Source organism: Streptomyces siamensis, from assembly GCF_039543605.1.
Lineage (GTDB): Bacteria > Actinomycetota > Actinomycetes > Streptomycetales > Streptomycetaceae > Streptomyces > Streptomyces siamensis.
Genome location: NZ_BAABKB010000029.1, coordinates 152,208 through 177,979 on the forward strand (window position 1 = coordinate 152,208; position 25,772 = coordinate 177,979).

Here is a 25,772-nt window from a genome sequence, read left to right on the forward strand (position 1 = left end):
TTCCGTCGGATGTCCCCCACAGCGACCGCATAAGGTGTGGTGCCGTTCAGCCTTATCGAACGATCAAGGTCGATCGGCTCCCCGAGGTCCCGAACCAGGGGTCCGGTTCGGCCGATCCGTACGAAGCCGCACGTACGCACGCGTACGCCGGACACCACGACGTACGCACCGCACCAACAGCGCACAGTTCTCTGACGTCCAGGGGGAGTTACACCATGCGATCCATACGTCCGCCCTTCGCCGCCCGTCGAGGGAGGGGCGCGCGCCGCAGAACCTCCCCCGTGCTGGCCGCGATCGGCCTCACCGCGGCGCTGGCGCTGACCGCCACCGCCTGCAACTCCGGGGACGACAAGGCGGGTGGCGAGCCCAGCGCGGCCGCGACCCAGGGCGGCGACGACAAGATCAAGATTCCGGACGACATCAAGAACAAGCTCAAAGAGCACGGCATCGATGTCGACAAGTGGAAGAACGGCGCCTGGAAGAACTGGGACAAGGACGACTGGCTGCGCGAGGCGGACGACTTCATCAACCCGATCATCAAGGGTCTGTGGGACCCGGACCGGATGCGTGGGGCCGACGACCCCGACAAGGACAAGGGCGTCGACGACAGCGACCTCTCCGGTGACCAGGGTGTCACCGATCCGACCCCGGCTCCCGTGACGGCGCAGGCCGTGAAGCCCGCGTACCACGGCAGCGTGCCGGTGGCCGGCAAGGTGTTCTTCGACGCCCCCGAGGGCACGATGGTCTGCTCGGCGACGGTGGTCGAGGACCCGGCGCACCCGGGCAAGTCCAATCTCGTGTGGACCGCGGGCCACTGCGTGCACGCCGGCAAGAAGGGCGGCTGGTACCGCAACATCGCCTTCGTGCCCTCGTACAACGACTCGGGGATGAACTCCGCGCAGCTGGAGAAGGCCGGCCGGCAGCAGGTCGCGCCGTACGGCGTGTGGTGGAGCGACTGGGCGCAGACCTCGGACCAGTGGATCGAGCAGGGTGGCTCCACGGGCGGCCAGGGTGCCCCGTACGACTTCGCCGTGCTGCATGTGACGCCGGAGAAGGGCAGCGACGGCAAGTCCCTCGAGGAGACCGTCGGTTCCGCGCTCCCGGTGAACTTCAACGCACCGGCGGTGCCGAAGGTGTCGAGCATCACGGCCACGGGCTACCCGGCGGCCGCGCCGTTCGACGGTCAGAAGCTGTTCCAGTGCACGGACAAGCCGGGACGGCTCTCGGTCACGCAGGCCGACCCGACGATGTACCGCATCGGCTGCACCATGACGGGTGGCTCGTCCGGCGGCGGCTGGGTGGCCGCGGGATCGGACGGCAAACCGGCGCTGGTGTCCAACACCTCGATCGGCCCGGTCAAGTTCGGCTGGCTGGCGGGCCCGCGCCTGGGCGACGTGGCCAAGGGTGTGTACACCTCGGTGAGCGAGAAGTTCGCCGGGCAGTGACGCGACGGACGTAGCGGCACTCGGACAGACGGCGGTGGGCCGGCTCACGGGAACTTCACCGGCTCACCGCCGTTCGTCCCCGACCGCACGCGCACAGTGGGGTGCCGCGTCCGGGCGGGCACGCGCACGGTCATCCCGCATCTGACCAGCACATGACACATCAGCTCCAACGGGGGTTTCAGCACCATGCGTTCCACTCACCGGCGAAGGCGCCTGTTCGCCGCCACCGGACTCGTCGCGGCCCTGGCGCTCACCGCCACCGCCTGCGACTCCGGTGACGACAAGGCGAGTGACAAGCCGAGCACGCCCGTCAGCCAGGGCGGCGACGACAAGATCAAGATCCCGGGCGACATCAAGGACCGGCTCAAGGAGCACGGCATCGATGTCGACCAGTGGGAGAACGGCGGCTGGAAGAACTGGGACAAGGACAAGTGGCTCAGTGAGGCCAAGGACTTCGTCAACCCGGTGATCGACGGGCTGTGGAAGCCCGAGCGGATGAAGTCGGCCAAGGACCCCGACAAGACGATCTCCGCGAAGGACGCGGCCGCCGACCAGGGCGTCAGCGACCCCGATCCGGCGCCCGTCGACGCCAAGGCCGAGAAGACCCCGTACCACGAGTACGCCGCCCCGGTCGGCAAGGTGTTCTTCGACTCCCCCGAGGGCTCGATGGTCTGCTCGGGCACGGTCGTCAAGGACGTGAACCACCCCGGCAAGTCCAATCTCGTGTGGACCGCCGGGCACTGTGTGCACGCAGGCGGCAGCGGCGGCTGGTACCGCAACATCGCCTTCGTGCCCTCGTACAACGACCAGGGCAAGTCCGAGTCCGAGCTGGGCAGCGCCACCGCGTCGGAGATCGCGCCCTACGGTCAGTGGTGGGCGGACTGGGCCTCCACGTCGAACGAATGGATCTCGGGCGGTGACGAGACGGGCGGCGCGGGCGCGCCGTACGACTACGCCGTGCTGCACGTGAAGCCGGAGCAGGGGAGCAAGTCCCTGGAGGAGACCGTCGGCAACGCCCTGGCGGTGGACTTCTCGGCGCCGTCCGCCCAGGACGTCGACGCGATGGGGGCGTGGGGCTACCCGGCCGCACCGCCGTACAACGGGCTCGACATGTTCAAGTGCGTCGACCGGCCGGGCCGCCTCTCGCTCGACCCCGCGCTCCCGACGATGTACCGGATCGGGTGCACGATGACCGGCGGTTCCTCCGGCGGCGGCTGGTTCCGCGTGGTCGACGGCGAGACGAGGCTCGTCTCCAACACGTCGATCGGCCCGTCCGACAACACCTGGCTGGCGGGCCCGCAGCTCGGCAAGGGCGCCGAGGCGCTCTACCAGAGCATGAGCAAGGAGTACGGCGGCCGGTAAGGCACCGTCGTGTGCGGCGCCGGCGGAACGCCGCGGCACACCACCCCGGCGGAACGCCGCCGCACACGACGCCGGTAGGCACCGCACCGCACCGTCACCGGCACCGCGCACACCTGGAACGACGAAGGCCCGCCCCCTGCGAGAGGGGGCGGGCCTTCTTGCTCGTCGGTCTCCAGCGTCGCGGAGGCCGGAGTGCGACTACAGCGCCGGTGCCGGGACGTACGGCGCGAGGTCCGCCGCCAGTTCCTCGTGCACGCGCGCCTTGAGCAGCGTGCCCTCCGGGGTGTGCTCCTCGGAGATCACCTCGCCCTCGGTGTGCGCGCGGGCGACCAGCTTGCCGTGCGTGTACGGCACGAGCACCTCGATCTCGACCGAGGGGCGCGGCAGATCGTTGTCGATGAGCGCGAGCAGTTCGTCGATGCCCTGACCGGTGCGGGCCGAGACCGCGATGGAGCGCTTCTCGATCCGCATCAGCCGCTGGAGCACCAGCGGGTCCGCCGCGTCCGCCTTGTTGATCACCACGATCTCCGGCACGTGGGTGGCGCCGACGTCGCGGATGACCTCGCGCACGGCGGCCAGCTGCTCCTCCGGCGCGGGGTGCGAACCGTCCACCACGTGCAGGATCAGGTCGGAGTCGCCGACCTCCTCCATGGTGGAGCGGAACGCCTCGACCAGGTGGTGCGGCAGGTGCCGTACGAAGCCGACCGTGTCGGCCAGCGTGTACAGCCGGCCGCTCGGGGTCTCCGCCCGGCGCACGGTCGGGTCCAGGGTCGCGAACAGTGCGTTCTCGACCAGGACGCCCGCGCCGGTGAGGCGGTTGAGCAGCGAGGACTTGCCCGCGTTGGTGTAACCGGCGATGGCCACGGAGGGCACCTTGTTGCGGCGGCGCTCCTGACGCTTGATCTCGCGGCCGGTCTTCATGTCCGCGATCTCCCGGCGCATCTTCGCCATCTTCTCGCGGATACGGCGCCGGTCCGTCTCGATCTTGGTCTCACCGGGACCACGGGTGGCGAGGCCGCCGCCCTTGCCGCCGCCCATCTGACGGGACAGCGACTGACCCCAGCCTCGCAGTCGCGGCAGCATGTACTGCATCTGCGCAAGCGCGACCTGCGCCTTGCCCTCTCGGGACTTGGCGTGCTGGGCGAAGATGTCGAGGATCAGGGCCGTACGGTCGATGACCTTGACCTTGACGACGTCCTCGAGGTGGATCAGCTGGCCGGGGCTCAGCTCACCGTCGCAGATCACGGTGTCGGCACCGGTCTCCAGGACGATGTCGCGCAGCTCGTAGGCCTTGCCGGAACCGATGTACGTGGCCGCGTCGGGCTTGTCGCGGCGCTGGACGACGCCGTCGAGCACGAGCGCTCCCGCGGTCTCCGCGAGGGCGGCCAGCTCGGCGAGCGAGTTGTCCGCGTCCTGAATGGTCCCCGTGGTCCAGACACCGACGAGTACGACGCGCTCCAGGCGGAGCTGCCGGTACTCGACCTCGGTGACGTCCTCCAGCTCGGTGGAGAGGCCTGCCACGCGGCGCAGGGCCGCGCGCTCGGAGCGGTCGAACTGCTCGCCGTCCCGCTCTCCGTCGATCTCGTGGCTCCAGGCGACGTCCTCTTCCATCAGGGCATCGGCCCGAAGACCTTCGGGGTAGTTCTGCGCGAAGCTCTGCGCGTCCTGGGAAGGGGAAGAAGAGGAGGTCATTGGATCCTTACGTCGATGGGAACACTTGTTCGGCGGACGTCGTCCGTCATAGAGGAGAACGTCCCCGGCCACCGGGAGATTCCCGGATTCCGCCGGGCGAACCCCTGAGGGGCCGGGCCGGCGACTCGAAGATGGTCGCACGGCACGGCCCGTCTCGTCACGCGAGTTGTCAGGCACCCTTGCGCGCCTTCGGCGGGTCGCTCTTCCAGTCCTCGTGCCCCGGCATCGGCGGTGTCTTCTTGTCGTACAGCCATGCTTGGAAGAACCCGCTCAGGTCACGGCCGGCGACGGCGGTCGCGAGGGCCACGAAGTCGTCCGTCGAGGCGACGTCGTCGCGGTGGGCGCTCACCCAGGTCCGCTCCAGGAGCTCGAAGGCGGAGCGCCCGATCTTCTGGCGCAGCGCGTACAGGACGAGTGCCGCTCCGTCGTAGACGCTCGGCCGGAAGATGCTGATCTTCTGCCCGGGGGCCGGCTCCTTCGGTGCCGCGGGCGGGCCGCCGGCGTCGCGCCAGGAGTCGGACGCGCGGTAAGCCGCCCGCATCCGCTCCTCCATCGGCTTGTGCGCCTTCTCCTCCGCGTACAGGGCCTCGTACCAGGTGGCGTGTCCCTCGTTGAGCCACAGGTCGGACCAGGCGCGCGGGCTGACGCTGTCGCCGAACCACTGGTGCGACAGCTCGTGCACCATGATCGACTCGACGTACCACTTCGGGTACGCGGGCTCCGTGAACAGCTCCTTCTCGAACAGGGAGAGTGTCTGCGTCTCCAGCTCGAAGCCGGTCTGCGCCTCGGCCATGAGGAGCCCGTACGTCTCGAAGGGGTACCGGCCGACCTTGCCCTCCATCCAGGCGATCTGGTCGGGGGTCTTCTTCAGCCAGGGTTCGAGCTTCTTGGCGTCCTTGGTGGGCACGACGTCCCGCACGGGCAGACCGTGCGGCCCGCTCCGGTGCAGCACGGAGGACCGGCCGATGGAGACCTGCGCCAGCTCGGTGGCCATGGGGTGCAGGGTGCGGTACGTCCAGGTGGTGGACCGGCTGGAGCGATCGGCTCCCGCGGGCAGTCCGTTCGCCACGGCCGTGTACCCGTCGGGCGCCGTGACGTGGAAGGTGAACATCGCCTTGTCGGAGGGGTGGTCGTTGCACGGGAAGACGAGGTGGGCGGCGTCGGCCTGGTTGGCCATGGCGAGCCCGTCCTTGGTGCGGACCCAGCCGCCGTCCTGGTCCTCGGCGGTGACCGGGTCGCTCGTGTGGTGCACGACGACGTGCATCCGGCTGCCCAGCGGCAGCGGCTTCGCGGGCGTGACGACGAGGTCCGGCCCGGCGCTCGTGAATGCCGCGCGCTGCCCGTTGACCTCGACCGACTGCACCTTGCCGTGGGCGTAGTCGAGGTTGATGCGTTCCAGCCGGGAGAACGTGAGGGCGTCGATGGTGGTGACGGCCGCGAGCGGCTTGTCGTTGGCTCCGGGATAGGTGAACGCGAGGTCGTACGACTGGACGTCGTATCCCGGGTTGCCCAGGTGCGGGAAGAGGCGGTCGCCGATCCCGAGGGGGGTGGCCGGCGAGGGGGCGCTCGCGGCGATCAGGCAGACGGAGACGGCCGAGGCGAGCAGAGCGGCCCTGATGCGGCGGGTCGGGGGACGGGGAATCCTGGGGCGGATGTTGCGCAGCATGAAACACCGCTACCAGCGCCCACGCGCGACTCGGTGACGACGCGCGCCCGGCCCACCCGAACGGGTCGGCGCGGCGGCCTAGTGCGGGGCTGCCGCCTGGTGCTGCGCGCGGCTCACGTCGTACACCCCCGGCACGTTCCGCATGGCCCGCATCAGGCGGGGCAGACGCGCCGCGTCCGGAAGTTGGAGCGTGTACGTGTGGCGCACGCGCTGCTGGCTGGGGGGTTCGACGGTGGCCGAGACGATCGCGACGCCCTCCAGGGCGATGGCCTCGGTGAGATCGGCGAGCAGATGGGGCCGGCCGAAGGACTCGGCGACCAGGGTGACGCGGCATTCGGTGGTGTCCCCCCAGCGCACGCCGATCTCCGCGCGTCCCCCGCTCTTCATGCGCGTCGCCCCGGCGCACTCCACCCGGTGGACGGTCACCACTCCCCCGCGCACGGCGAAGCCGGTCACCTCGTCGGGCGGTACGGGCGTACAGCAGCCGGCGAGGCGTACGGACGCGCCCGGCTGGTCGACGACGGCGCTGGCGGCGGGCCGTTCCGTGGGCGCGTCCTGGACGGGACGCTCGGCGGGGACCTCGACGGCCGGGCGCCGGACGGCGGACGCCTCGGAATCATCGGACGACGGGTCGGCGGTGGGCGAGGGGTGCGCGGCCAGCCAGCGCTGGATGGCGATCCGCGCGGCGGGCGTGTGCGCGTGCTCCAGCCACTCCCTGGACGGCTCGGAGGCCGGGTCCTGGCCCATGAGTAGCTGCACGGTGTCGCCGTCCCTGAGGACCGTACTCAGCGTCGCCAGACGGCCGTTGACACGTGCGCCGATGCAGGCGTGGGCGTCCTCGCCGTACTGCGCGTACGCCGCGTCCACGCAGCTGGCCCCCTCGGGGAGGCCCAGCGAGCCGCCGTCGGCGCGGAAGACGGTGATCTCGCGGTCCTGGGCGAGGTCCTCGCGCAGGGTGGACCAGAAGGTGTCCGGGTCCGGGGCGCCCTGTTGCCAGTCGAGGAGCCGGGACAGCCAGCCGGGGCGGGTCGGGTCGGCCCGCTCGCCGTCGGGCCGTTCGCCGTCGCCGTCGCCGTCGGCCTGGTCCTCCGACGGCGTGGCGTAGGGGCTGCCGAGCGCGATGACTCCGGCCTCGGCGACCTTGTGCATCTGGTGGGTGCGGATGAGGACTTCGGCCACCTCCCCGTCCTCGCGTGCCACCGCCGTGTGCAGCGACTGGTAGAGGTTGAACTTGGGGACGGCGATGAAGTCCTTGAACTCCGAGACGACCGGGGTGAGGCAGGTGTGCAGTTCGCCCAGGACGCCGTAACAGTCCGCGTCCTCGTTCACCAGCACCAGGAGCCGCCCGAAGTCGGCGCCGCGCATCGGTCCGCGCTTGCGCGACACGCGGTGCACGGAGACGAAGTGCCGTGGCCTCACGAGGACTTCGGCCTGGATGCCCGCGTCGCGCAGGACCGCGCGGGCCTCGTCGGCGATCTCCGCGAGCGGGTCGCCGGCACGCGCCGCGTTCTCGGCGATCAGCTCCCGGGTGCGCTCGTACTCCTCGGGGTGCAGGATCGCGAAGACCAGGTCCTCCAGCTCGGTCTTCAGCACCTGGACGCCGAGCCGTTCGGCGAGCGGGATCAGCACGTCCCTGGTCACCTTGGCGATCCGCGCCTGTTTCTCGGGGCGCATGACGCCGAGGGTCCTCATGTTGTGCAGCCGGTCGGCGAGTTTGATCGACATCACGCGGACGTCGTTGCCGGTCGCGACGAGCATCTTGCGGAACGTCTCGGGCTCGGCGGCGGCGCCGTAGTCGACCTTCTCCAGTTTGGTGACGCCGTCGACCAGGTAGCGGACCTCCTCGCCGAACTCCTCCCGCACCTGATCGAGCGTCACTTCCGTGTCCTCGACGGTGTCGTGGAGCAGGGAGGCCGTCAACGTCGTGGTCTCCGCGCCGAGTTCGGCGAGGATGAGGGTCACCGCGAGGGGGTGCGTGATGTACGGCTCGCCGCTCTTGCGCATCTGACCCCGGTGCGAGGACTCGGCCAGCACGTACGCGCGGCGCAGGGGCTCGAGGTCCGCGTCGGGGTGGTGGGCACGGTGCGCGTCGGCGACATGGCCGATGGCGTCGGGCAGCCGGTCGCGGGCCGCCGGGCCCAGCAGCGCGGCCCTGCCGAGGCGGCGCAGGTCGATCCGCGGGCGGCCCTTCCTGCGGTGTGCCGCGGGGGCCGCCTGCTCCAGCGGGGCCGAGACCTTGGGGGCGGGCGTCGCAGGACCTGGCGTCGCGGGATTCGTCGCCTCCGCACTCATGGGCACCTCCGGCTGCGTAGACCGGCGGACGGGTGCCCCATGGCGAACACGGCTCAGGGGATTGCCTCGATCCCCCGTCCGGGCCGGTGCTTGATGCTACCGAGCCCATCACGCTCGACTGACCGCCTCTCGCCGAGCGTGAAACGGATCACCCATTCGAGCGATGGATTGGGGGTTTACGGTTTCGATCTTTGGTTGAGGACAGAGCCGGGAACGGCACCCCGACCGGAGTGCCCCGGTCCGGTGCGGTGCCGTGCGATCCCGACCGGCCCCGCGCCGCCCCGCCGGGACGGGCCGGTGCCATGCGCTGCGCCGCGGTGCCGTGCGATCCCGGACAGAGCGGTGCCGTGCGATCCCGGACAGAACCGTGCGGCCCGGCCGGAACGGGCCGGTGCGGTGCGGTGCGGTGCGTGCATCGCGCCGCGGTGCCGTGCGGTGCGGCCGAAGGCCGGGCGGTTCGCCCGACGGGACGCCGCGGGGCTCAGCCCTGCGCGGCGGCCAGCCATTCCGCGTCGATCTCGCCCTCGGCGACGATCACCGCGGGCCCCGTCATCTCGATCTCGCCGTCCGGGCGCTCGGTGATGACCAGGCGCCCGCCGGGCACGTCGACGGTGTACGTAGCGGGCGTGCCCGTCACGGCCGGGTCGGCGCCGTCGCGGCGCGCCGTGGCGACGGCCACCGCGCACGCGCCCGTGCCGCAGGAGCGGGTCTCTCCGACACCGCGCTCGTGCACCCGCAGGGCCACGTGGCGCGGGCCGCGGTCGACCACGAACTCGACATTGACCCCGTCCGGGTAGGCCGACGCCGGGCTGAACGGCGGGGGCGTGAACAGATTGCCGGCGTGGGCGAGGTCGTCCACGAAGGCGACCGCGTGCGGATTGCCCATGTTCACGTTGCGGGCGGGCCAGCTGCGCTCGTCGACCCGGACGGTCACGTCGCCCTCGGGGAGGAGTGCCTTGCCCATGCCGACCGTGACGTCCCCGTCCTTGGCCAGGTGCACGGTCTTCACGCCCCCGCGCGTGGCGACCGCGATGTCCCCCTCGGTCACGTGCCCGGCACGCTGGAGGTAGCGCGCGAAGACCCGCACGCCGTTGCCGCACATCTCGACGGTCGAGCCGTCGCCGTTGCGGTAGTCCATGAACCACTCCGCCTCGGCGGCCATCGCCCTGGCCTCGGGGTGCGCGGCGGACCTGACGACGTGCAGCAGACCGTCGCCGCCGATGCCCGCGCGCCGGTCGCACAGGGTGGCGACGGCGGCCGGGGACAGGTCGATGGCGTTCTCCGGGTCCGGGATGATCACGAAGTCGTTCTCGGTCCCGTGGCCCTTGAGGAAGGCGATCCGCGTGCTCATTCCTCGATCGTACGGGGTCGGCAGGACACTCCCGCCGCCGTGGGGCCCGTCGGCACGGGCGACGGCGCGATCAGCGCAGCCGCGCCACGCGCCACACGGCGAGCACCGCCACCGCGGCGACGACCACCACGTACGCGATCGCCACGCGCCAGTCCGGACGGCGGCCGGAGCCCCGCGGCGGGAAGCCCGGCCAGGTGTAGCCGACGCGGCGGGCGGCCATCATGCCCCAGCCCGCGGCGCACGAGCAGATCAGCAGACCGAGCATGGCGACGACGGCTCCCCCGTCACCGAACTCGAAGGCGAGCGGGAAGGCGAACATCAGCGACCCGGTCGCGGCCAGCCCCACGATGGGCGCGAGCTGCCAGATGCGCAGCCTGCGCTGCGGGCGCAGCTCGACCTCGACCTCGGGTCCCTGGGACATCTCGTCGAGCCCGGGCCCGTCGGCGGTCACACCGCCGGGGGTGTCCTCGGGACCGTCGGAGCTCAGTCGCTCCGCGCCCGGCTCGGGGTTCAGAGGGTCTGCGTCCGGGTCGATGCTCAGACGATCTCCATCAAGGCCGATGCCCGGACGGTCTTCGTCCGGATCGGCGCCGTGCTCGGTGTCTCGTGCTGTGTCGCGAGGGCCGGCCTCCATCGCCACGCGCCCTCCCAACTCGGACTTCACTGGTCGATCGAAGCTCGATGATGGCACGGCGCCGGAGGCCGCGATGGCGGCCGGAGCGTCCCGATGCCATGACGTGATCAGGCTGTAACCGGTCGTTCGACCAACGCCAGTGCGAGTCCCGGGAGTTCTGTGAGATCCGCCGCAGCGCCGCTGAGCCAGTGCACCCGGGGGTCGCGACGGAACCAGGAATCCTGTCGGCGCGCGAAGCGTTTGGTGGCGCGCACGGTCTCCGCGCGCGCCTCTTCCTCGGTGCATTCGCCCGCGAGAGCCGCCAGCACCTGCTGGTATCCGAGCGCACGCGACGCCGTGCGCCCCTCACGCAGGCCCTGCGCCTCCAGCGCGCGCACCTCGTCGACGAGCCCCGCGTCCCACATGCGGTCGACCCGGCGGGCGATGCGGTCGTCGAGCTCGGGCCGCGCCACGTCGACGCCGATCTGGAGGGTGTCGTAGACGGAGTCGTGACCCGGCAGGTTGGCGGTGAAGGGCTTCCCGGTGATCTCGATGACCTCGAGAGCGCGGACGATGCGCCGGCCGTTGCTGGGCAGGATCGCGCGGGCGGCCTCGGGGTCGGCCGCGGCCAGACGGGCGTGCAGGGCGCCCGATCCCCGCAGGCCGAGCTCCTCCTCCAGGCGGGCCCGCACCTCGGGGTCGGTGCCGGGGAACTCGAGGTTGTCGACGGCTCCGCGGACGTACAGGCCGGAACCCCCGACCAGGATCGGCCAGCGGCCCTCGGCGAGGAGGGCGTCGATGCGGGCGCGGGCGAGCCGCTGGTACTCGGCGACGCTGGCCGTGACCGTGACGTCCCAGATGTCCAGGAGGTGGTGCGGGACGCCGTCGCGCTCCTCGGGCGTCAGCTTGGCGGTGCCGATGTCCATCCCTCGGTACAACTGCATCGAGTCGGCGTTGACGACCTCGCCTCCGAGGCGTCGGGCGAGGAAAACGCCCAGATCAGACTTTCCTGCCGCGGTCGGTCCTACGACGGCGATGACCCTGGGGGCGGGGGGTGCGCTACTCACCGCCCCAGTCTCGCAAACCTCGCGGGCTCTCCTCGAACGAGCTACGTGACGCCACGGGTCCGGCGTCGTTGCCTGTTGCGAGGTTCCAGCCGCCGGTTTTCGAGGACCGGTGACCCGGGCGAAGCAATGGGACGCACCGGGTGACGCGGGATTTCGCTCTCACGAGTAACGTATGGAGTGGATATGGGCGTTTTTGCACGGCTTCTCCGGAAGGCGAAGGCCACGGAGGAGGCGTCGACCGCCGAGGTGCAGACCGGCCCGTGCGGGGCCGACGCCGAGGCGGAGACGGCGGAGGAGGCGAAGGCACCGTCCGAGACCGGAGGCCCGGCCACCGCGGAGAAGACCGCGGCGACCGCTGCCGAGGAGGACGTGGAGATTCCTCAGCAGCAGACGGCCGACAAGGCCGCGGACAACGAGGCCGGTGAGGGCGCCCGCAAGTAACTGTCCCGCGAGAGAAGGGGAACCATGAGTCTCCTGGAGACATTGAAGTCCAAGCTGGCGCCTGCGAAGGACAAGGTCTCGGACCTCGCGCAGCAGCACGGGGGCAAGGTCACCGACGGTCTGGACAAGGCCGCGAAGGTGGTCGACGAGAAGACCAAGCACAAGTACAGCGACAAGATCCACACGGGCACCGACAAGGCGAAGGGTGCCATGGACCGACTCGCGCACAAGGACAGTGGCGGGCCCACGCCCCCGCCGGACGCGCCGTCCCCGCCTCCGGCATCCTGAACACAGCACCACATATCGGCGGACGGCCGCGGAGCGCACCGGGCTCCCGGCCGTCCGCCGTTTTCACGCCCGGCCCGCCCGGTCGGCTCGCGCGCACCGGCAGGTCCGCTACGACCAGGCCGCGACCAGGTATCCCACTCCGTAGGGAGCGTCGTCGTAGAGCAGGGCGCCGCCCAGCCCCGCGCCCTCGGCAGCGCCCGCGAGGACCTGCCAGGCCGCTCGGCCCGAGGCCTTGAGCTCGTACGCCAGCTCGGTGTCCAGCGCCTTCAGCGCCGCCAGGTCCGCCACTCCGAGCGCACGGGCGACCTCGGCGTCGAAGGCCTCCGCACGCTCGTCGAGGTAGCCCGGCGCCTTGAGCGTCCGGCACGCGCTGGCGTCGCCCATCACCAGCAGCGCCACCCGCTCGGCCCGTCCCGCGATCGCCTGCCCGGCCCGGACGCAGCGCTCGGCCGCGAGCGGTTCCCCCACACCGAGCCCCTCCACGGGGGCGTCGGACCAGTCCGTCCGCTCCAGCAGCCACGCGGCGACGGCCAGCGACGGCGGCAGCCCGCGCTCCGCAGCGGCCGGGGCGGGCCCCTCTCCCCCGAGGTGCACGTCGAGATCGACGCCGAACCCACGGAAGGAGCCAGGTGCCCCTTGCGGGAACGTGCCACGACCGGACTCGTCGGCCGGCCCCACGACGACCAGCAGGTCGGGACGGGAAGCGGCCAGCAGTCCCAACGCGTCGGAGCACGCGGCGCGCGCCGCGTCCAGCTCGGGGGCCGCGCCGGCGGCGACGTCGGGGACGAGCAGCGGAGGGCAGGGGCAGACTGCGGCGGCTACAAGCATGATCCGCAGCGTAACGCGCTCGGTGGGGCATCAGCCCCGAGTCCCCTTCCAGCCCGTGGGCAGGAAGGGGCGCGTGCGCAGGCAGCCGCGTGAACCCTCGCCGGCGAGCCCGCTCGCGGGGCCGGAGATCGCGTCAGCCCCCCGCCTCCGGTCGGTCCGGGGCAGTCCCCCCGGTCGGGCCGGGGTCGGCCCGTCCCGGTCAAGTCGAAGCGGCCGACCCTGATCGGACCGGGGTCGGCCCGTCCCGGTCAAGTCGAAGCGGCCGACCCTGATCGGACCGGGGTCGTCCCGGCCCCGGGCAGGCCGGTTCAGTCGCAGCCGCAGCCGCTGCCCGTGGCGACCGGGAGCGGTGCGGGCATGCCGATCTTCGGCAGCCCGAGCATGACACCCGCCGGCTTCGCGGCCTCGGCGGCGTTGCGCTTCTCCCAGGCGTCCCCCGCGCGCGTGCGGCGCACCTTCAGGACCTGGCCCTCGGCGAGGAGATGGTGCGGGGCGGCGTACGTGATCTCGACGGTGACCACGTCGCCGGGGCGCACCTCTTCGTCCGGCTTGGTGAAGTGGACCAGGCGGTTGTCGGGGGCGCGGCCGGAGAGCCGGTGGGTGGCGCCGTCCTTGCGGCCCTCGCCCTCGGCGACCATCAGCTCCAGGGTGCGGCCGACCTGCTTCTTGTTCTCGTCCCAGGAGATCTCCTCCTGGAGGGCGACGAGACGCTCGTAGCGCGCCTGGACGACCTCCTTGGGGATCTGCCCCTCCATGGTGGCCGCCGGCGTTCCGGGGCGCTTGGAGTACTGGAAGGTGAACGCCTGGGTGAACCGGGCCTCGCGGACCACGTGCATGGTCTGCTCGAAGTCCTCCTCGGTCTCGCCGGGGAAGCCCACGATGATGTCGGTGGTGATCGCGGCGTGCGGGATGGCCGCGCGTACCTTCTCGATGATCCCCAGGTAGCGGTCCTGGCGGTACGAGCGGCGCATCGCCTTCAGCACCGTGTCCGAGCCGGACTGGAGCGGCATGTGCAGCTGCGGCATCACGTTCGGGGTCTCCGCCATCGCGGCGATCACGTCGTCCGTGAAGTCGCGCGGGTGCGGGGAGGTGAAGCGGACGCGCTCCAGGCCCTCGATCTGCCCGCACGCCCGCAGCAGCTTGCTGAAGGCCTCGCGGTCGCCGATGTCGCTCCCGTAGGCGTTCACGTTCTGTCCGAGCAGCGTGATCTCGGAGACGCCCTCGCCGACCAGTGCCTCGATCTCGGCCAGGATGTCGCCCGTCCTGCGGTCCTTCTCCTTGCCGCGCAGCGCCGGGACGATGCAGAAGGTGCAGGTGTTGTTGCAGCCGACGGAGATGGAGACCCAGGCGGCGTACGCGCTCTCACGCCGAGTGGGCAGCGTCGAAGGGAACGCCTCCAGGGACTCGGCGATCTCGACCTGGGCCTCTTCCTGGACGCGGGCGCGCTCCAGGAGGACCGGCAGCTTGCCGATGTTGTGCGTCCCGAAGACGACGTCCACCCAGGGCGCCTTCTTCACGATGGTGTCGCGGTCCTTCTGGGCCAGGCAGCCACCTACGGCGATCTGCATCCCGGGACGCTTCGACTTCATCGGGGCGAGGCGGCCGAGGTTGCCGTACAGCCGGTTGTCGGCGTTCTCCCGGACGGCGCAGGTGTTGAAGACGACCACGTCGGCGTCGCCGTCCGAACCCTCGGGCGCACGCACGTAGCCGGCGCCCTCGAGGAGCCCGGAGAGCCGTTCGGAGTCGTGCACGTTCATCTGGCACCCGTAAGTGCGCACTTCGTAGGTCTTGGGTTCCTGAACGTCCACTGCCTGACTCCGGTCGCTGCTGCTCATGTGACAAGGGTAGGCGGTACCCGGGGTACCTCCTGTCGCCCTATGCCTCAGCGGCCGTCCAGCCCTGACCGCGAAGGATCCGGGCGACGTCCGGGGCCCTGTAGTGGTCCCCCTTGAGGACCTTGCCGTCGGCCCTGCGGGCGACCCGGCCGTCGGGGCCCAGCTTGGTCATGTTGGACCGGTGGACCTCGGCGATCACCGCGTCCAGGTCGATGCCGTGGACGAGCGCGGTGCCGTAGGCCACGTACACGACGTCGGCCAGCTCGTGCGCCAGCCGGTCGAGCGGGCCGCCGACCGAGACCTCGGCGACCTCGGCGGCCTCTTCGGCGAGCAGGTCGCCGCGCTGGGCGGCCAGGGCCGGGGACACCTCGGTCGGGGTACTGCGGGCGTCCAGACCGAACGCGAGGTGGAACTCGCGCACCAGGGACGCGGGCGACGCCGCGGGGGCACCAGCGGTACGGGGCGAAGGCGCGGGGACAGCGGAGGGGGCCGGGACGGCGGAGGAGGAGGCCGGGACGCGGGGCGTGGGGTCCTGGGAGGGATCGGAGGACGGCATCCGGCGACCCTACCGATCCGGGAGGTGGCCGCGCGGTCGGCGGGGGCGGCCCTGGTCATGGCAGCCCCCGGCTGGCAGGATCGCGGAATGCTTCAGGCACTCCCCCGTATCGGCCGGCGCCGCGCGCTGCTCGGCTCGGCGGCCGCGTTCGTGGTCTTCGGGCTGCTGCTGTGGTGGCTGCTGCCGCTGGGCGAGGAGTCGCCCAGCGGGAGGATCAGGTTCAGCACGGGCACGCCGACGGGGGTCTACCAGAAGTACGGCACCCTCCTTCAGGACGCCATCGCCAAGGATCTCCCCCGCCTGGACGTGGAGCTGCAGAACAGCGACGGCTCCCAGGAAAACGTCCAGCGGGTGGCCACGGGGAAGGCCGACTTCACCATCGCGGCGGCCGACGCGGTGGAGACGTACCTGCTGCACGGCAGGCCGGGGGCGAAGCGACTGCGGGGCTGCGCCCGGCTCTACGACGACTACGTGCACCTGGTCGTCCCGCGCTCGTCGTCCGTGAAGTCGGTGGCGGACCTGCGGAACAAGACCGTCGCCGTGGGCCCGAGCGGCTCCGGGGTACGGCTGATCGCCAACCATGTGCTCCAGGCGGCCGGGCTCGACCCCGACGAGGACATCCGCCCGGTGGCCGACGGCATCGCGACCATGCCGGACCTGCTCAAGCGGCACAAGATAGACGCCTTCTTCTGGTCCGGCGGCCTGCCGACGAGCGCCGTGGTGGAACTGTCCAGGACGGACAGCATCAGGCTCGTGCCGATCGGCAGCAAGCTCATCAAGAAGCTGCACGAGCAGGGCGGCGCCTCCCGCTACTACCGCGCCGCGGTGATGCCCGCCGACGCCTACCCCAAGGCTCAGCGCGGCATGTCCGTGCAGACGCTGGCGGTGGCCAATTACCTGATCACGCGGGAGGACGCGGACGCGGACCTCACCCAGGAGCTCACCCGCACGGTGATCGCCAGCCGTGACCGCATCGGCGCCGTGGTGCACGCGGCGCAGCTCGTCGACCTGCGCACGGCCATCTACACCGACCCCCTGCCGCTGCACGAGGGCGCCCGCCGCTACTACCGGTCGATCAAGCCCTGACTCCACTCGAGCCCTGGCCGCGCGCCAGGGCGGTCGCCCACGGCCGAGCGGCGCGTGGGACCGTCGCTCCGCGAGCCGAGGCTCCGCGCGAGGGCGGTCGATAGGGCCCTGTCCATGGCAGGAGGACGGTCGATAGGGCCCTGCCCATGGCGGGAGGACGGTCGATAAGGCCCTGCCCATGGCAGGAGGGCCGTCGATCAGGCCCTGTCCGTGGCAGAAGGGCGGCCGATCGAGCCCAGCCCCGGCACGAGGGCGGTCGCTCAGGAAGTCGGCCCCGACCTCGGCACCCTCACCGTGACCCGCAGGCCGTGCGGCTCGTGGTGGTCGTACGCGATCGAGCCGCCGCCCGCCGAGAGCAGCGCGCGCGAGATGGACAGGCCGAGGCCCGAGCCCTTGATGTTCTGGTGTCCCGCGCTCCGCCAGAACCGGTCCCCGACGCGGGCCAGGTCCTCCTCGCTGAGGCCGGGGCCGCCGTCGGTCACGACGATCGTCGAGGCCTCCCCGTTCGAGGCGACCTCCACGTCGACGCTTCCTCCCTCGGGCGTGAACTTCACCGCGTTGTCGATGACCGCGTCCAGGGCGCTGGACAGGGTGACGGGGTCCGCCCAGGCCGTGGTGGCCGGGCAGGCCCCCGCGAGCCGTACGCCCTTGCTCTCGGCGACGGGCTGCCAGGACGCCACGCGCTCGGCCGTCAGGGCGCCGATGTCGGTCAGCTGGAGGTCGGCCTCGGCGTGCTCGGCGAGCGCCAGGTCGAGAAGGTCGTCGAGCACCTGGGCGAGCCGTTTGCCCTCGGTACGGACCGACGCGATCTCCTCATTGCCCTCGGGCAGTTCCAGGGCGAGCAGTTCGATGCGCAGCAACAGCGCCGAGAGCGGATTGCGCAGCTGGTGCGAGGCGTCGGCGACGAAGGCGCGCTGCTGCTCCAGGACCTCTTCGACGTTGTCCGCCATCTCGTTGAACGACCGGGCCAGTCGTCTGAGCTCCGGCGGGCCGCCGGCGGCCGCCACCCGGGACTTCAGACGCCCGGTCGCGATGTCGTGGGTGGTGGCGTCCAGAACGCGTACCGGTCTGAGGACCCAGCCGGTGAGGCGCAACGCCGCGCCGAGGGCGAGCAGCATCGCGGCGATCTCGCCCGCGCCGATGATCAGCCAGCCGTGCAGGGTCTTGGAGCGCATCTGCCCGGTCGGCGAGTCGGTGACGACGACGGCGATGACGTCACCGTCCCTGATGACCGGGGAGGCGACGACGAGGCGGTGCCGCTGCCAGGGCCAGACCTGTTGCGGGTCGTGGCTGCGCCGGCTGACGCGCGCCTCGTTGAACGCGTCGCGCGCCTCGCCCTTCTTGGGCAGGAACCAGGTGTCCGGCGCGTTGGCCATGGGCGTGTCGTTGCGGTAGAAGACGCCGGCCCGGATGCCGTACACGCTGTAGTAGCGGGCGAGTTCCGTGCGCAGGGTCTGGCCGCGTTCGTCGGTGAAGTTCTCCGGGGCCGCGGTCGGCGGGTCCGTGACGAACTGGGCGAGGGCCGCGAAGCGCGCCGTGTCGTCGATGCGGTCGACGACCACCCGTTGCTGCTCGGCCGCCGCCACACTCACGGCCAGCGGGACGCCGAGCGCCAGCAGCACAGCGGCCATCAGGACGATGAGCAGCGGCAGAAGACGTGTGCGCACCCGGCCCCGCTACGGCACCGGGGCGACGAGCCGGTACCCGACGCCGCGTACGGTCTCGATCAGCGCCGGCATGCGCAGTTTGGAACGCAGGGACGCGACGTGCACCTCCAGGGTGCGTCCGGTCCCCTCCCAACTGGTCCGCCACACCTCGCTGATGATCTGTTCCCGGCGGAAGACCACCCCGGGCCGCTGGGCCAGCAGTGCGAGGAGATCGAACTCCTTGCGGGTCAGTTGGACGGTCGAACCGTCGACGGTGACCTGGCGGTTGGGGAGTTCGATGTGCACGGGTCCGAGGCGCAGCGCGGTCTCGCCGTGGGTGGCGGCCTCGTCCGGCACGCTGCGCCGGCTGACGGCGTGGATACGGGCGAGCAGCTCTCCGGTGTCGTACGGCTTCACCACGTAGTCGTCGGCGCCGAGGTTGAGGCCGTGGATGCGGGAGCGTACGTCCGAACGGGCGGTGACCATGATCACCGGGGTGCTGGTCCGCTTGCGGATCTTGCCGCACACCTCGTAGCCGTCCTGGTCGGGCAGTCCCAGGTCGAGCAGGACGACCCCGAAGCCGTCGCACTCCGGCACCAGCGCCTGGAGCGCCTCCTCGCCGCTGCGGGCGTGCGTGACGTCGAAACCGTGTCGCGCCAGCACCGCGGACAGGGCGGCGGCGACATGGTTGTCGTCCTCGACGAGGAGCAGTCTCATTCCGGCCCCCTCCGGTTCATCGCTCGTACGGTCTCGGCTTGTAGATACGCGACGCGCGCGTGCACTGTGGAAGTCACGCCGATGGACAAGGATGGCGTCAAGAGCCATCGGGTTGCCGACGGCTTCCGTTACCCAGCCGGTACGCGGCCGCACACCCCCTGCTACGACACGTGTCCGATTGCTACCGGATCGTGATGCTCAAGTTCCCCTCAGATGTAATGACGCTGGTCGTACGGGGTTACTACTGTCCTCCGAAACCGAGGAGGATGGAGCCAAAAAGCGATGACCGAAGCATCGGTGGCCAAGGACGCCGTGGCCGCGGCCGAGGAACTGGTCGTCCTGAAGGGCGTCAACAAGCACTTCGGCGCGTTGCACGTGCTCCAGGACATTGACCTGACGATCGCCCGCGGCGAGGTCGTCGTGGTCATCGGGCCCTCCGGGTCCGGAAAGTCCACTCTGTGCCGCACCATCAACCGCCTGGAGACCATCGACTCGGGTGACATCTCGATCGACGGCAAGCCGCTGCCCGAGGAGGGCAAGGCACTCGCCCGGCTGCGGGCCGACGTGGGCATGGTCTTCCAGTCCTTCAACCTCTTCGCGCACAAGACGGTGCTCGAGAACGTGATGCTGGGGCAGATCAAGGTCCGCAAGGCCGACAAGAAGGCCGCGGAGGAGAAGGCCCGCGCGCTTCTCGACCGCGTCGGCGTCGGCACGCAGGCGGACAAGTACCCCGCACAGCTGTCGGGCGGCCAGCAGCAGCGTGTCGCGATCGCCCGGGCGCTGGCCATGGACCCCAAGGTCATGCTCTTCGACGAGCCGACCTCGGCGCTGGACCCCGAGATGATCAACGAGGTCCTGGAGGTCATGCAGCAGCTCGCCAGGGACGGCATGACCATGATCGTCGTCACCCATGAGATGGGCTTCGCCCGATCGGCCGCCAATCGAGTGGTGTTCATGGCCGACGGTCGCATCGTCGAAGAGGCTGTGCCGGACCAGTTCTTCAGCAACCCGCGCAGCGACCGTGCCAAGGACTTCCTGTCGAAGATCCTGCACCACTGACGTCCTGCGCTTCTTCACGGCTGGCCCTCGTCGACGGGGTCCAGCCCCCGAAGTCCCCCATTCGTTCCTGAAGAACTGCATCTCTTCACCAGTCAAAGGATGTTCACCATGAAGCTCCGCAAGGTCACCGCCGCCTCGGCCGCCGTCCTCGCGCTCGCGGTCACCGCCACGGCGTGCGGTTCGGGCGACAAGGACGACAACGGGTCGTCGGGTGGCGGCAAGAAGATCACCATCGGCATCAAGTTCGACCAGCCCGGCATCGGTCAGAAGACCCCGCAGGGCTACTCCGGCTTCGACGTGGACGTCGCGACGTACGTCGCCAAGAAGCTCGGCTACAAGGCCGACCAGATCCAGTGGAAGGAGTCGAAGAGCGCCGACCGCGAGAACATGCTGAAGCGCGGTGACGTCGACTTCATCGCCGCCTCCTACTCGATCACCCCTGAGCGCCAGCAGCTCGTCGACTTCGCCGGCCCCTACCTGCTGGCCCACCAGGACGTCCTGATCCGCGCCGACGACAACTCCATCAAGTCGCCGGCGGACCTCAACAGCAAGAAGCTGTGCTCGGTGACGGGTTCGACCTCGGCCCAGAACGTGCACGACAAGCTGGCCCCCAAGGCGCAGCTCCAGAAGTACCCGACGTACTCGGCGTGTCTGACCGGCCTGCAGAACAAGGCGATCGACGCCCTGACGACGGACGACTCCATCCTCGCGGGTTACGCGGCGCAGTCGAACTTCAAGGGCAAGTTCAAGCTCGGCGGCTTCAAGATGACCAACGAGAACTACGGCATCGGCGTCAAGAAGGGCAGCGACCTCAAGGCCAAGATCAACAAGGCCCTCGAAGAGATGGTCGCCGACGGTTCGTGGCAGAAGGCCGTCGACAAGAACTTCGGCCCGGCGAACTACAAGAACGAGCCGGCGCCGAAGATCGGCAACGTCGTCAGCTGAGCAGGGCCCGACGGTGCGCCGCCCACGGGGGGTGGCGCACCCGGGCATCGCCACACGCGGAAGCGCGGGAGATCGTGTTCGACTTTCTTGAAGGTTACGACCTGCTGGGAGCCTTCTGGGTGACGGTGAAACTCGCCGTCTTCTCAGCCATCGGCTCTCTCATCTGGGGAACGATGCTGGCGGCCATGCGCGTCGGCCCTGTGCCCCTCATGCGCGGTTTCGGCACCGCCTACGTGAACATCGTGCGGAACATCCCGCTCACCGTGATCATTCTGTTCACCTCACTGGGCCTCAACCAGACCCTGGGTGTCAGCCTCGGATCGAGCAACTTCGACACGATCAACTTCCGGCTTGCCGTGCTGGGTCTGATCGCCTACACCTCCGCCTTCGTCTGCGAGGCACTGCGTTCGGGCATCAACACCGTCCCGGTGGGCCAGGCGGAGGCGGCACGCGCCATCGGCCTGAACTTCACCCAGGTCCTGACGCTCATCGTGCTGCCACAAGCCTTCCGTTCGGTCGTCGGCCCGCTGACGAACGTGCTGATCGCGCTGACGAAGAACACCACGGTGGCGGCCGCGATCGGTGTGGCCGAAGCGGCGACCCTGATGAAGGAGATGATCGAGAACGAGGCTCAGCTCGTCGCGATCTCGGCCGTCTTCGCCTTCGGATTCATGTGCCTGACGCTGCCGACCGGCCTGCTGCTCGGCTGGGTGGGCAAGAAGGTGGCGGTGAAGCGATGACCTCCGTCCTGTACGACGCCCAGGGCCCCCGGGCCAAGCGGCGCAACATCCTCTACACGGTGGTGTTCATAGTCGGACTCGCCGCCGTGGCGTGGTGGGTGTTCAAGAACCTCGACGACAAGGGACAGCTCACCTGGGACAAGTGGAAGCCCTTCGTCCACTCCGAGGCCTGGACCACGTACCTTCTGCCGGGCCTCAAGAACACGCTGAAGGCCGCGGCGCTCGCGATGGTGATCGCGCTGCCGCTGGGAGCCTTCTTCGGCATCGCGCGGCTCTCGGACCATGCCTGGGTCCGCGTCCCGGCGAGTGCGATCGTGGAGTTCTTCCGCGCCATCCCGGTGCTGGTCCTCATGATCTTCGCCGTGGCCGCCTACTCCCAGTACACGGACGTGAGCTCGGACGACCGTCCGTTCTACGCGGTCGTCACCGGCCTCGTGCTCTACAACTCCTCGGTCCTCGCGGAGATCGTCCGCGCGGGCATCCTGTCCCTGCCCAAGGGACAGTCCGAGGCGGCCATGGCGGTCGGCCTGCGCAAGAACCAGGTCATGCGGTTCATCCTGCTGCCGCAGGCGGTCACGGCGATGCTCCCGGCGATCGTCAGCCAGCTCGTCGTCATCGTGAAGGACACCGCGCTCGGCGGCGCGGTCCTCACCTTCCCGGAACTGCTCGCCTCGGTCGGCCCGATGAGCGCGTACTACGGCGCCAACACGATCGCCAGCTTCACGGTCGTGGCCGTGATCTACATCGTGCTGAACTTCAGCCTGACGAGCTTCGCGAGCTGGCTCGAGGGCCGGTTGCGTCGCGGCAAGAAGTCGACCGGTGCGGTCGTCGGTGCCGACGCCGTCGCCGAACTCGCGACGCCGGGCGAGCACCCGGACACCACCAAAGCGCCGTGAGACTGCGGACCGGGTCGGGGGATCGCCGTACGCAAGGTGACGGCCGGGCCTAAGAACTGACGAGATGTGAGCATGACGGAGGCAGTGGCGCGAGCGCCGCTGCCTCCGTCACTTGACGCAAGCAGCGGCAATGGGTTGCATACGTTCTGTGATCGTGCACCCCGCTCCAACTGCCTGTTCCCGTACGTCCCTCAGGGCACCGCACCGGGCAGGGGGCGCCGCGTCGTGGACCCGGTGATCATCGTCGGAGCCGGCCCCGTAGGGCTCGCCCTCGCCCTTGCGCTGGCCCGCCAGGAGGTGCCGTGCGTGGTCCTCGACGAGGGGCCGGGCAAGGATGAACAGCGGCTCGCCAGGACGGTCGTGCTGCGCGAGGACACGGTCGCGCTCGTCGAGCGGCTGACCGGTCTCCCGCTCTCCGAGCTGGGGTTCCGTTGGGCCGGATGGCGGTCTCTGCGGCGCAAGCAGGTGACGCGCGAGATCACGTTCGGCGGCGAGACACCCGCGGCGGACGACCCGGCCGGTGCACCCGGCACGGCGTCCCCCCAGGGCGGCGCCGGCGCCGGGACGTACGCCGCCCCGCTGCACATCACGCAGCACGCGCTGACCGGCGCCCTGCGCGACGCCATCGGCGACGAACAGTTGATCAAGCTCGCCGTGGACAGCCGCCTCGACGCCATCGAGCAGGAGCCCTCGGGCGTCACCGCGCACACCAAGGGCCCCAAGGGCACCTGGTGGCGCGGCAGCTACCTGGTCGGCTGCGACGGCCCCCGCTCCACCGTGCGCAAGCTCCAGGACATCCGGTTCCCGGGACGCACGGCCGTGGAGCGGCACGCGGTCGCGGCACTGCGCACGGAACTTCCCTGGCCCGGCGAGGCGTTGTTGCATCGCACGCCACCGTGGCGGACGTCGAGTCCCTCGGCCGCGGAGGTGACCGCACGCCCGCTCGCCGACGACCTGTGGCGCCTCGACTGGCTGCTGCCCCCGGGCAAGGACCTGGTGACGCCCGATCTGCTGGTGACCCGTGTCCGGGAGACCCTCGCCGGCTGGAGCGGCGGCCCCACACCCCCGTACGAGCTGCTCGACACCGGAGTCCACACCGTCCACCACCGGCTCGCCCGCCGGTGGCGCGCCGGACGTGTCTTCCTCGCGGGTGATTCCGCGCACCTGCTGGGCGCGCTCGGCACCCAGGGGCTCGACGAGGGCCTGCGCGACGCCGACAACCTCGCCTGGAAACTCGCGCTCGCCTGGCACCACGGACCGCACGAGTCGCTGCTGGACAGCTATCAGACGGAGCGTCGCGCGGTCGTCGCCGCCCGGCTGCGCGCCGCCGACCAGGCGCTGCCGCTGCTCCGCGGCGGCGGAGGTCTGCGCGCCTACGTTCCCGGGGCCGCCCGAGGTCATGACGCGCTGCTCACGGACGGTCATCTGGGACGCGGCCCGCTGGGTGCGCCGGGGACGTACGGGGACTCGCCGCTCGCACCTCCGCGTGCCGAGTCGGAGACCCCCGTGCACACCGCTCCGGGCGCGCCCGTCGTCGACGTGCGCGTGACCGCCGAGGACGGCTCCTTCGTGGGGCTGCGCGAGCGGCTCGGACGCGGGGTCCTCCTCGTGGTACTGGTCGCTCCCGGTACGGGCGTGTGGGAACGGAAGCACTGGGTCACGGCGGGGATCATGCCCCGGCTCGCGGCGGCCGTGACCGCGCTCCCCCACCCCGCCGAACTGCTGGTCGCCGAGAACTACCCCGGCGCCGCCGCGCACACCGTGCTCCTGGTCCGCCCGGACGGGCACCTGGTCACCGCGCTCGGCGGGGTGCGCCCGGCCGATCTGTACGAGGCGGCGGAGGCCGCGCTCGGCGGCCCCACGAAGACGGAGGCCACCGCGAGCACGGGCTGAGTCCCCCGCCCCGGCACCGACCGAGTCCCCCGGGTCCCGGGTCGCCGTGGAATTCGGGCAGTGCCGGGGTGCGAATCGGTCCGCCTCAGGTCTGCCTCACCTCTGCCTCGGTCCGGCACCGACCGCCCGTCCGTCCGATCACGGGGTGACCCGCTGCCGCCCGGCTCTCGGCAGCGGCACCCAGGGAATCCAGGCCTCCACGATTACCGAGCGTCCACATAGTGACGGTGAGTTGACCGGTCTGCGCCGTCATGGTCTACTCCGGAACGTGACCGACACCCGTGTACGCCTGTGGCGGAGGGTCCATATGGACCTCGTCCGCTATGCGGGCTGCGTGTGTCGCCCGTCCTGCTGAATTCGCACCCCTCTTCCTTGCGCGCGCCGCGCTCTCGCTGCCGCGCGCTCCCACGCGAACCCTCAGGACGGTACGAGTGTCTGTGTCCCCCGCTGTCGACACGCTCCCGCAAACCCCCACGCAGGCCGACCTGCTCGACTTCGTGCGCCGTACGGCCGCCGACACCGAACTGATCGCCTCGCTCCCCCTCGACCACGAGGGCCGCACCTGGGTGCGTCTCGAAGGGCCGGGCGGCAGTGAGGCCTGGCTCATCGGCTGGCCGCCCGGGACCGGAACCGGCTGGCACGACCACGCCGAATCCGTCGGCGCCTTCCTCACCGCGTCCGGCGAGCTCAAGGAGAACTCTCTCGGCGCCCGCCTCCCCGCGGACGGCTGGAAGACCCTGGAACTGTCCGAGGGCATCGACCGGGAACGGAACCTGCCGGCGGGCAAGGGGCGTTCCTTCGGCCGCCACCATGTCCACGAGGTGCTCAACGAGTCCACCGAGGAGCACGCGATCTCGATCCACGCCTACTACCCGCCGCTCCCGCAGATCCGCCGCTACAGCCGTACGGGTCCGGTACTGCGCCTGGAGCACGTCGAGCGTCCGGAGGACTGGCAGTGAGCGGCCCGCGCCCCGTGGGGATCGACGAGTTGCTGGAGCGGGCCCGCGAGGACCTGGACCGAGTGGAGGCCGCGGAGGCCTACGAGGCCGCGGAGGCCGGCCGGGCACTGCTGGTCGACACCCGGTACGCCGCGCTGCGCGAACGCGACGGCGTCATTCCCGGCGCCCTCGTCGTCGAACGCAACGAACTGGAATGGCGCCTCGACCCGCACGGGAGTCATCGCGCCCCGCAGGCCACGAGCCACGACCTGCGCATCGTGGTGATCTGCAACGAGGGGTACGCGTCGAGCCTCGCCGCCCTGTCCCTGCGCCAGTTGGGACTGCACCGGGCCACCGATCTGGTCGGTGGGTTCCAGGCGTGGAAGGCGGCAGGTTTCCCGGTGACCGCCGCGTAG

Annotated in this window: 24 protein-coding genes; 13 read left to right on the forward strand and 11 right to left on the reverse strand. The window is 70.8% G+C overall.

Annotated elements, in window-relative coordinates; genetic code table 11:
• The first annotated feature begins 215 nt into the window (after nt 1-215).
• Nucleotides 216-1,445 carry a trypsin-like serine peptidase gene (locus ABEB03_RS30510; RefSeq protein ID WP_345656108.1) on the forward strand — a complete coding sequence of 410 codons (1,230 nt, stop codon included), beginning with the start codon at nt 216-218 and terminating at the stop codon, nt 1,443-1,445.
• Nucleotides 1,446-1,631: 186 nt separating this feature from the next.
• On the forward strand, nt 1,632-2,807 hold the full coding sequence (locus ABEB03_RS30515) for a trypsin-like serine peptidase (RefSeq protein ID WP_345656109.1): 1,176 nt from the start codon (nt 1,632-1,634) through the stop codon (nt 2,805-2,807).
• A 198-nt stretch (nt 2,808-3,005) separates the two neighbouring features.
• Here ABEB03_RS30515 and hflX read toward each other — a convergent pair whose 3' ends face one another.
• From hflX to miaA, 6 genes are all read right to left on the reverse strand, one after another.
• On the reverse strand, nt 3,006-4,499 hold the full coding sequence (gene hflX, locus ABEB03_RS30520; protein WP_345656110.1) for a GTPase HflX: 1,494 nt from the start codon (nt 4,497-4,499) through the stop codon (nt 3,006-3,008).
• A gap of 169 nt (nt 4,500-4,668) precedes the next feature.
• Nucleotides 4,669-6,165, reverse strand: a complete 1,497-nt coding sequence (locus tag ABEB03_RS30525; protein WP_345656111.1) for a M1 family metallopeptidase — start codon at nt 6,163-6,165, stop codon at nt 4,669-4,671.
• 78 nt (nt 6,166-6,243) lie between these two features.
• Complete coding sequence (locus tag ABEB03_RS30530) at nt 6,244-8,457, reverse strand: RelA/SpoT family protein (RefSeq protein ID WP_345656112.1); 2,214 nt, start codon at nt 8,455-8,457, stop codon at nt 6,244-6,246.
• Nucleotides 8,458-8,938: 481 nt separating this feature from the next.
• Nucleotides 8,939-9,808, reverse strand: a complete 870-nt coding sequence (dapF, locus tag ABEB03_RS30535; RefSeq protein ID WP_345656113.1) for a diaminopimelate epimerase — start codon at nt 9,806-9,808, stop codon at nt 8,939-8,941.
• Nucleotides 9,809-9,878: 70 nt separating this feature from the next.
• The gene (locus tag ABEB03_RS30540; RefSeq protein ID WP_345656155.1) at nt 9,879-10,442 is read right to left on the reverse strand and encodes a hypothetical protein; all 564 of its coding nucleotides are present in this window, start codon (nt 10,440-10,442) and stop codon (nt 9,879-9,881) included.
• Nucleotides 10,443-10,549: 107 nt separating this feature from the next.
• On the reverse strand, nt 10,550-11,488 hold the full coding sequence (miaA, locus tag ABEB03_RS30545) for a tRNA (adenosine(37)-N6)-dimethylallyltransferase MiaA (protein WP_345656114.1): 939 nt from the start codon (nt 11,486-11,488) through the stop codon (nt 10,550-10,552).
• Between the two features lie 183 nt (nt 11,489-11,671).
• Here miaA and ABEB03_RS30550 point away from each other — a divergent pair, with 183 nt between their 5' ends.
• On the forward strand, nt 11,672-11,929 hold the full coding sequence (locus ABEB03_RS30550; protein WP_345656115.1) for a hypothetical protein: 258 nt from the start codon (nt 11,672-11,674) through the stop codon (nt 11,927-11,929).
• A gap of 24 nt (nt 11,930-11,953) precedes the next feature.
• Nucleotides 11,954-12,217, forward strand: coding sequence for an antitoxin (locus tag ABEB03_RS30555; RefSeq protein ID WP_028802327.1), 264 nt, complete (start codon nt 11,954-11,956; stop codon nt 12,215-12,217).
• A gap of 108 nt (nt 12,218-12,325) precedes the next feature.
• Here the strand turns inward: ABEB03_RS30555 and ABEB03_RS30560 are convergent, their stop codons facing one another.
• The 3 genes from ABEB03_RS30560 to ABEB03_RS30570 form a co-directional block, all read right to left on the reverse strand.
• Nucleotides 12,326-13,045: a class III extradiol dioxygenase subunit B-like domain-containing protein gene (locus ABEB03_RS30560; protein WP_345656116.1), complete on the reverse strand. Its 720-nt coding sequence runs from the start codon at nt 13,043-13,045 to the stop codon at nt 12,326-12,328.
• Nucleotides 13,046-13,353: 308 nt separating this feature from the next.
• A complete protein-coding gene (gene miaB, locus ABEB03_RS30565) occupies nt 13,354-14,880 on the reverse strand; it encodes a tRNA (N6-isopentenyl adenosine(37)-C2)-methylthiotransferase MiaB (RefSeq protein WP_345656117.1) in 1,527 nt (508 codons plus the stop codon).
• Between the two features lie 40 nt (nt 14,881-14,920).
• Nucleotides 14,921-15,436 carry a pyrophosphohydrolase domain-containing protein gene (locus ABEB03_RS30570; RefSeq protein WP_345656118.1) on the reverse strand — a complete coding sequence of 172 codons (516 nt, stop codon included), beginning with the start codon at nt 15,434-15,436 and terminating at the stop codon, nt 14,921-14,923.
• 87 nt (nt 15,437-15,523) lie between these two features.
• On the opposite strand from ABEB03_RS30570, the gene ABEB03_RS30575 reads away from it, so the two are divergent.
• Entirely contained in the window at nt 15,524-16,522 is a 999-nt protein-coding gene (locus ABEB03_RS30575; protein ID WP_345656119.1) for a TAXI family TRAP transporter solute-binding subunit, read from the forward strand.
• 260 nt (nt 16,523-16,782) lie between these two features.
• On the opposite strand, the gene ABEB03_RS30580 is transcribed toward ABEB03_RS30575, so the two are convergent.
• Together ABEB03_RS30580 and ABEB03_RS30585 are read right to left on the reverse strand one after the other, a co-directional pair.
• Nucleotides 16,783-18,189: a HAMP domain-containing sensor histidine kinase gene (locus ABEB03_RS30580; protein ID WP_345656120.1), complete on the reverse strand. Its 1,407-nt coding sequence runs from the start codon at nt 18,187-18,189 to the stop codon at nt 16,783-16,785.
• A 9-nt stretch (nt 18,190-18,198) separates the two neighbouring features.
• Nucleotides 18,199-18,885, reverse strand: coding sequence for a response regulator transcription factor (locus tag ABEB03_RS30585; protein WP_095937060.1), 687 nt, complete (start codon nt 18,883-18,885; stop codon nt 18,199-18,201).
• Nucleotides 18,886-19,167: 282 nt separating this feature from the next.
• Here ABEB03_RS30585 and ABEB03_RS30590 point away from each other — a divergent pair, with 282 nt between their 5' ends.
• The 8 genes from ABEB03_RS30590 to ABEB03_RS30625 all read left to right on the forward strand — a co-directional run bounded on the left by ABEB03_RS30590 (nt 19,168) and on the right by ABEB03_RS30625 (nt 25,772).
• Nucleotides 19,168-19,944, forward strand: coding sequence for an amino acid ABC transporter ATP-binding protein (locus ABEB03_RS30590; protein WP_345656121.1), 777 nt, complete (start codon nt 19,168-19,170; stop codon nt 19,942-19,944).
• Nucleotides 19,945-20,052: 108 nt separating this feature from the next.
• Entirely contained in the window at nt 20,053-20,889 is an 837-nt protein-coding gene (locus ABEB03_RS30595) for a glutamate ABC transporter substrate-binding protein (RefSeq protein ID WP_345656122.1), read from the forward strand.
• Nucleotides 20,890-20,963: 74 nt separating this feature from the next.
• Complete coding sequence (locus tag ABEB03_RS30600; RefSeq protein ID WP_028802336.1) at nt 20,964-21,629, forward strand: amino acid ABC transporter permease; 666 nt, start codon at nt 20,964-20,966, stop codon at nt 21,627-21,629.
• On the forward strand, nt 21,626-22,525 hold the full coding sequence (locus tag ABEB03_RS30605) for an amino acid ABC transporter permease (protein WP_345656123.1): 900 nt from the start codon (nt 21,626-21,628) through the stop codon (nt 22,523-22,525). Before ABEB03_RS30600 ends, ABEB03_RS30605 begins: the two co-directional genes overlap by 4 nt.
• Before the next feature lie 225 nt (nt 22,526-22,750).
• The gene (locus ABEB03_RS30610) at nt 22,751-24,418 is read left to right on the forward strand and encodes an FAD-dependent monooxygenase (RefSeq protein WP_345656124.1); all 1,668 of its coding nucleotides are present in this window, start codon (nt 22,751-22,753) and stop codon (nt 24,416-24,418) included.
• 268 nt (nt 24,419-24,686) lie between these two features.
• A complete protein-coding gene (locus ABEB03_RS30615) occupies nt 24,687-24,773 on the forward strand; it encodes a putative leader peptide (RefSeq protein ID WP_324608114.1) in 87 nt (28 codons plus the stop codon).
• 76 nt (nt 24,774-24,849) lie between these two features.
• Complete coding sequence (locus ABEB03_RS30620) at nt 24,850-25,377, forward strand: cupin domain-containing protein (protein ID WP_345656125.1); 528 nt, start codon at nt 24,850-24,852, stop codon at nt 25,375-25,377.
• Nucleotides 25,374-25,772, forward strand: a complete 399-nt coding sequence (locus ABEB03_RS30625) for a rhodanese-like domain-containing protein (RefSeq protein ID WP_345656126.1) — start codon at nt 25,374-25,376, stop codon at nt 25,770-25,772. Before ABEB03_RS30620 ends, ABEB03_RS30625 begins: the two co-directional genes overlap by 4 nt.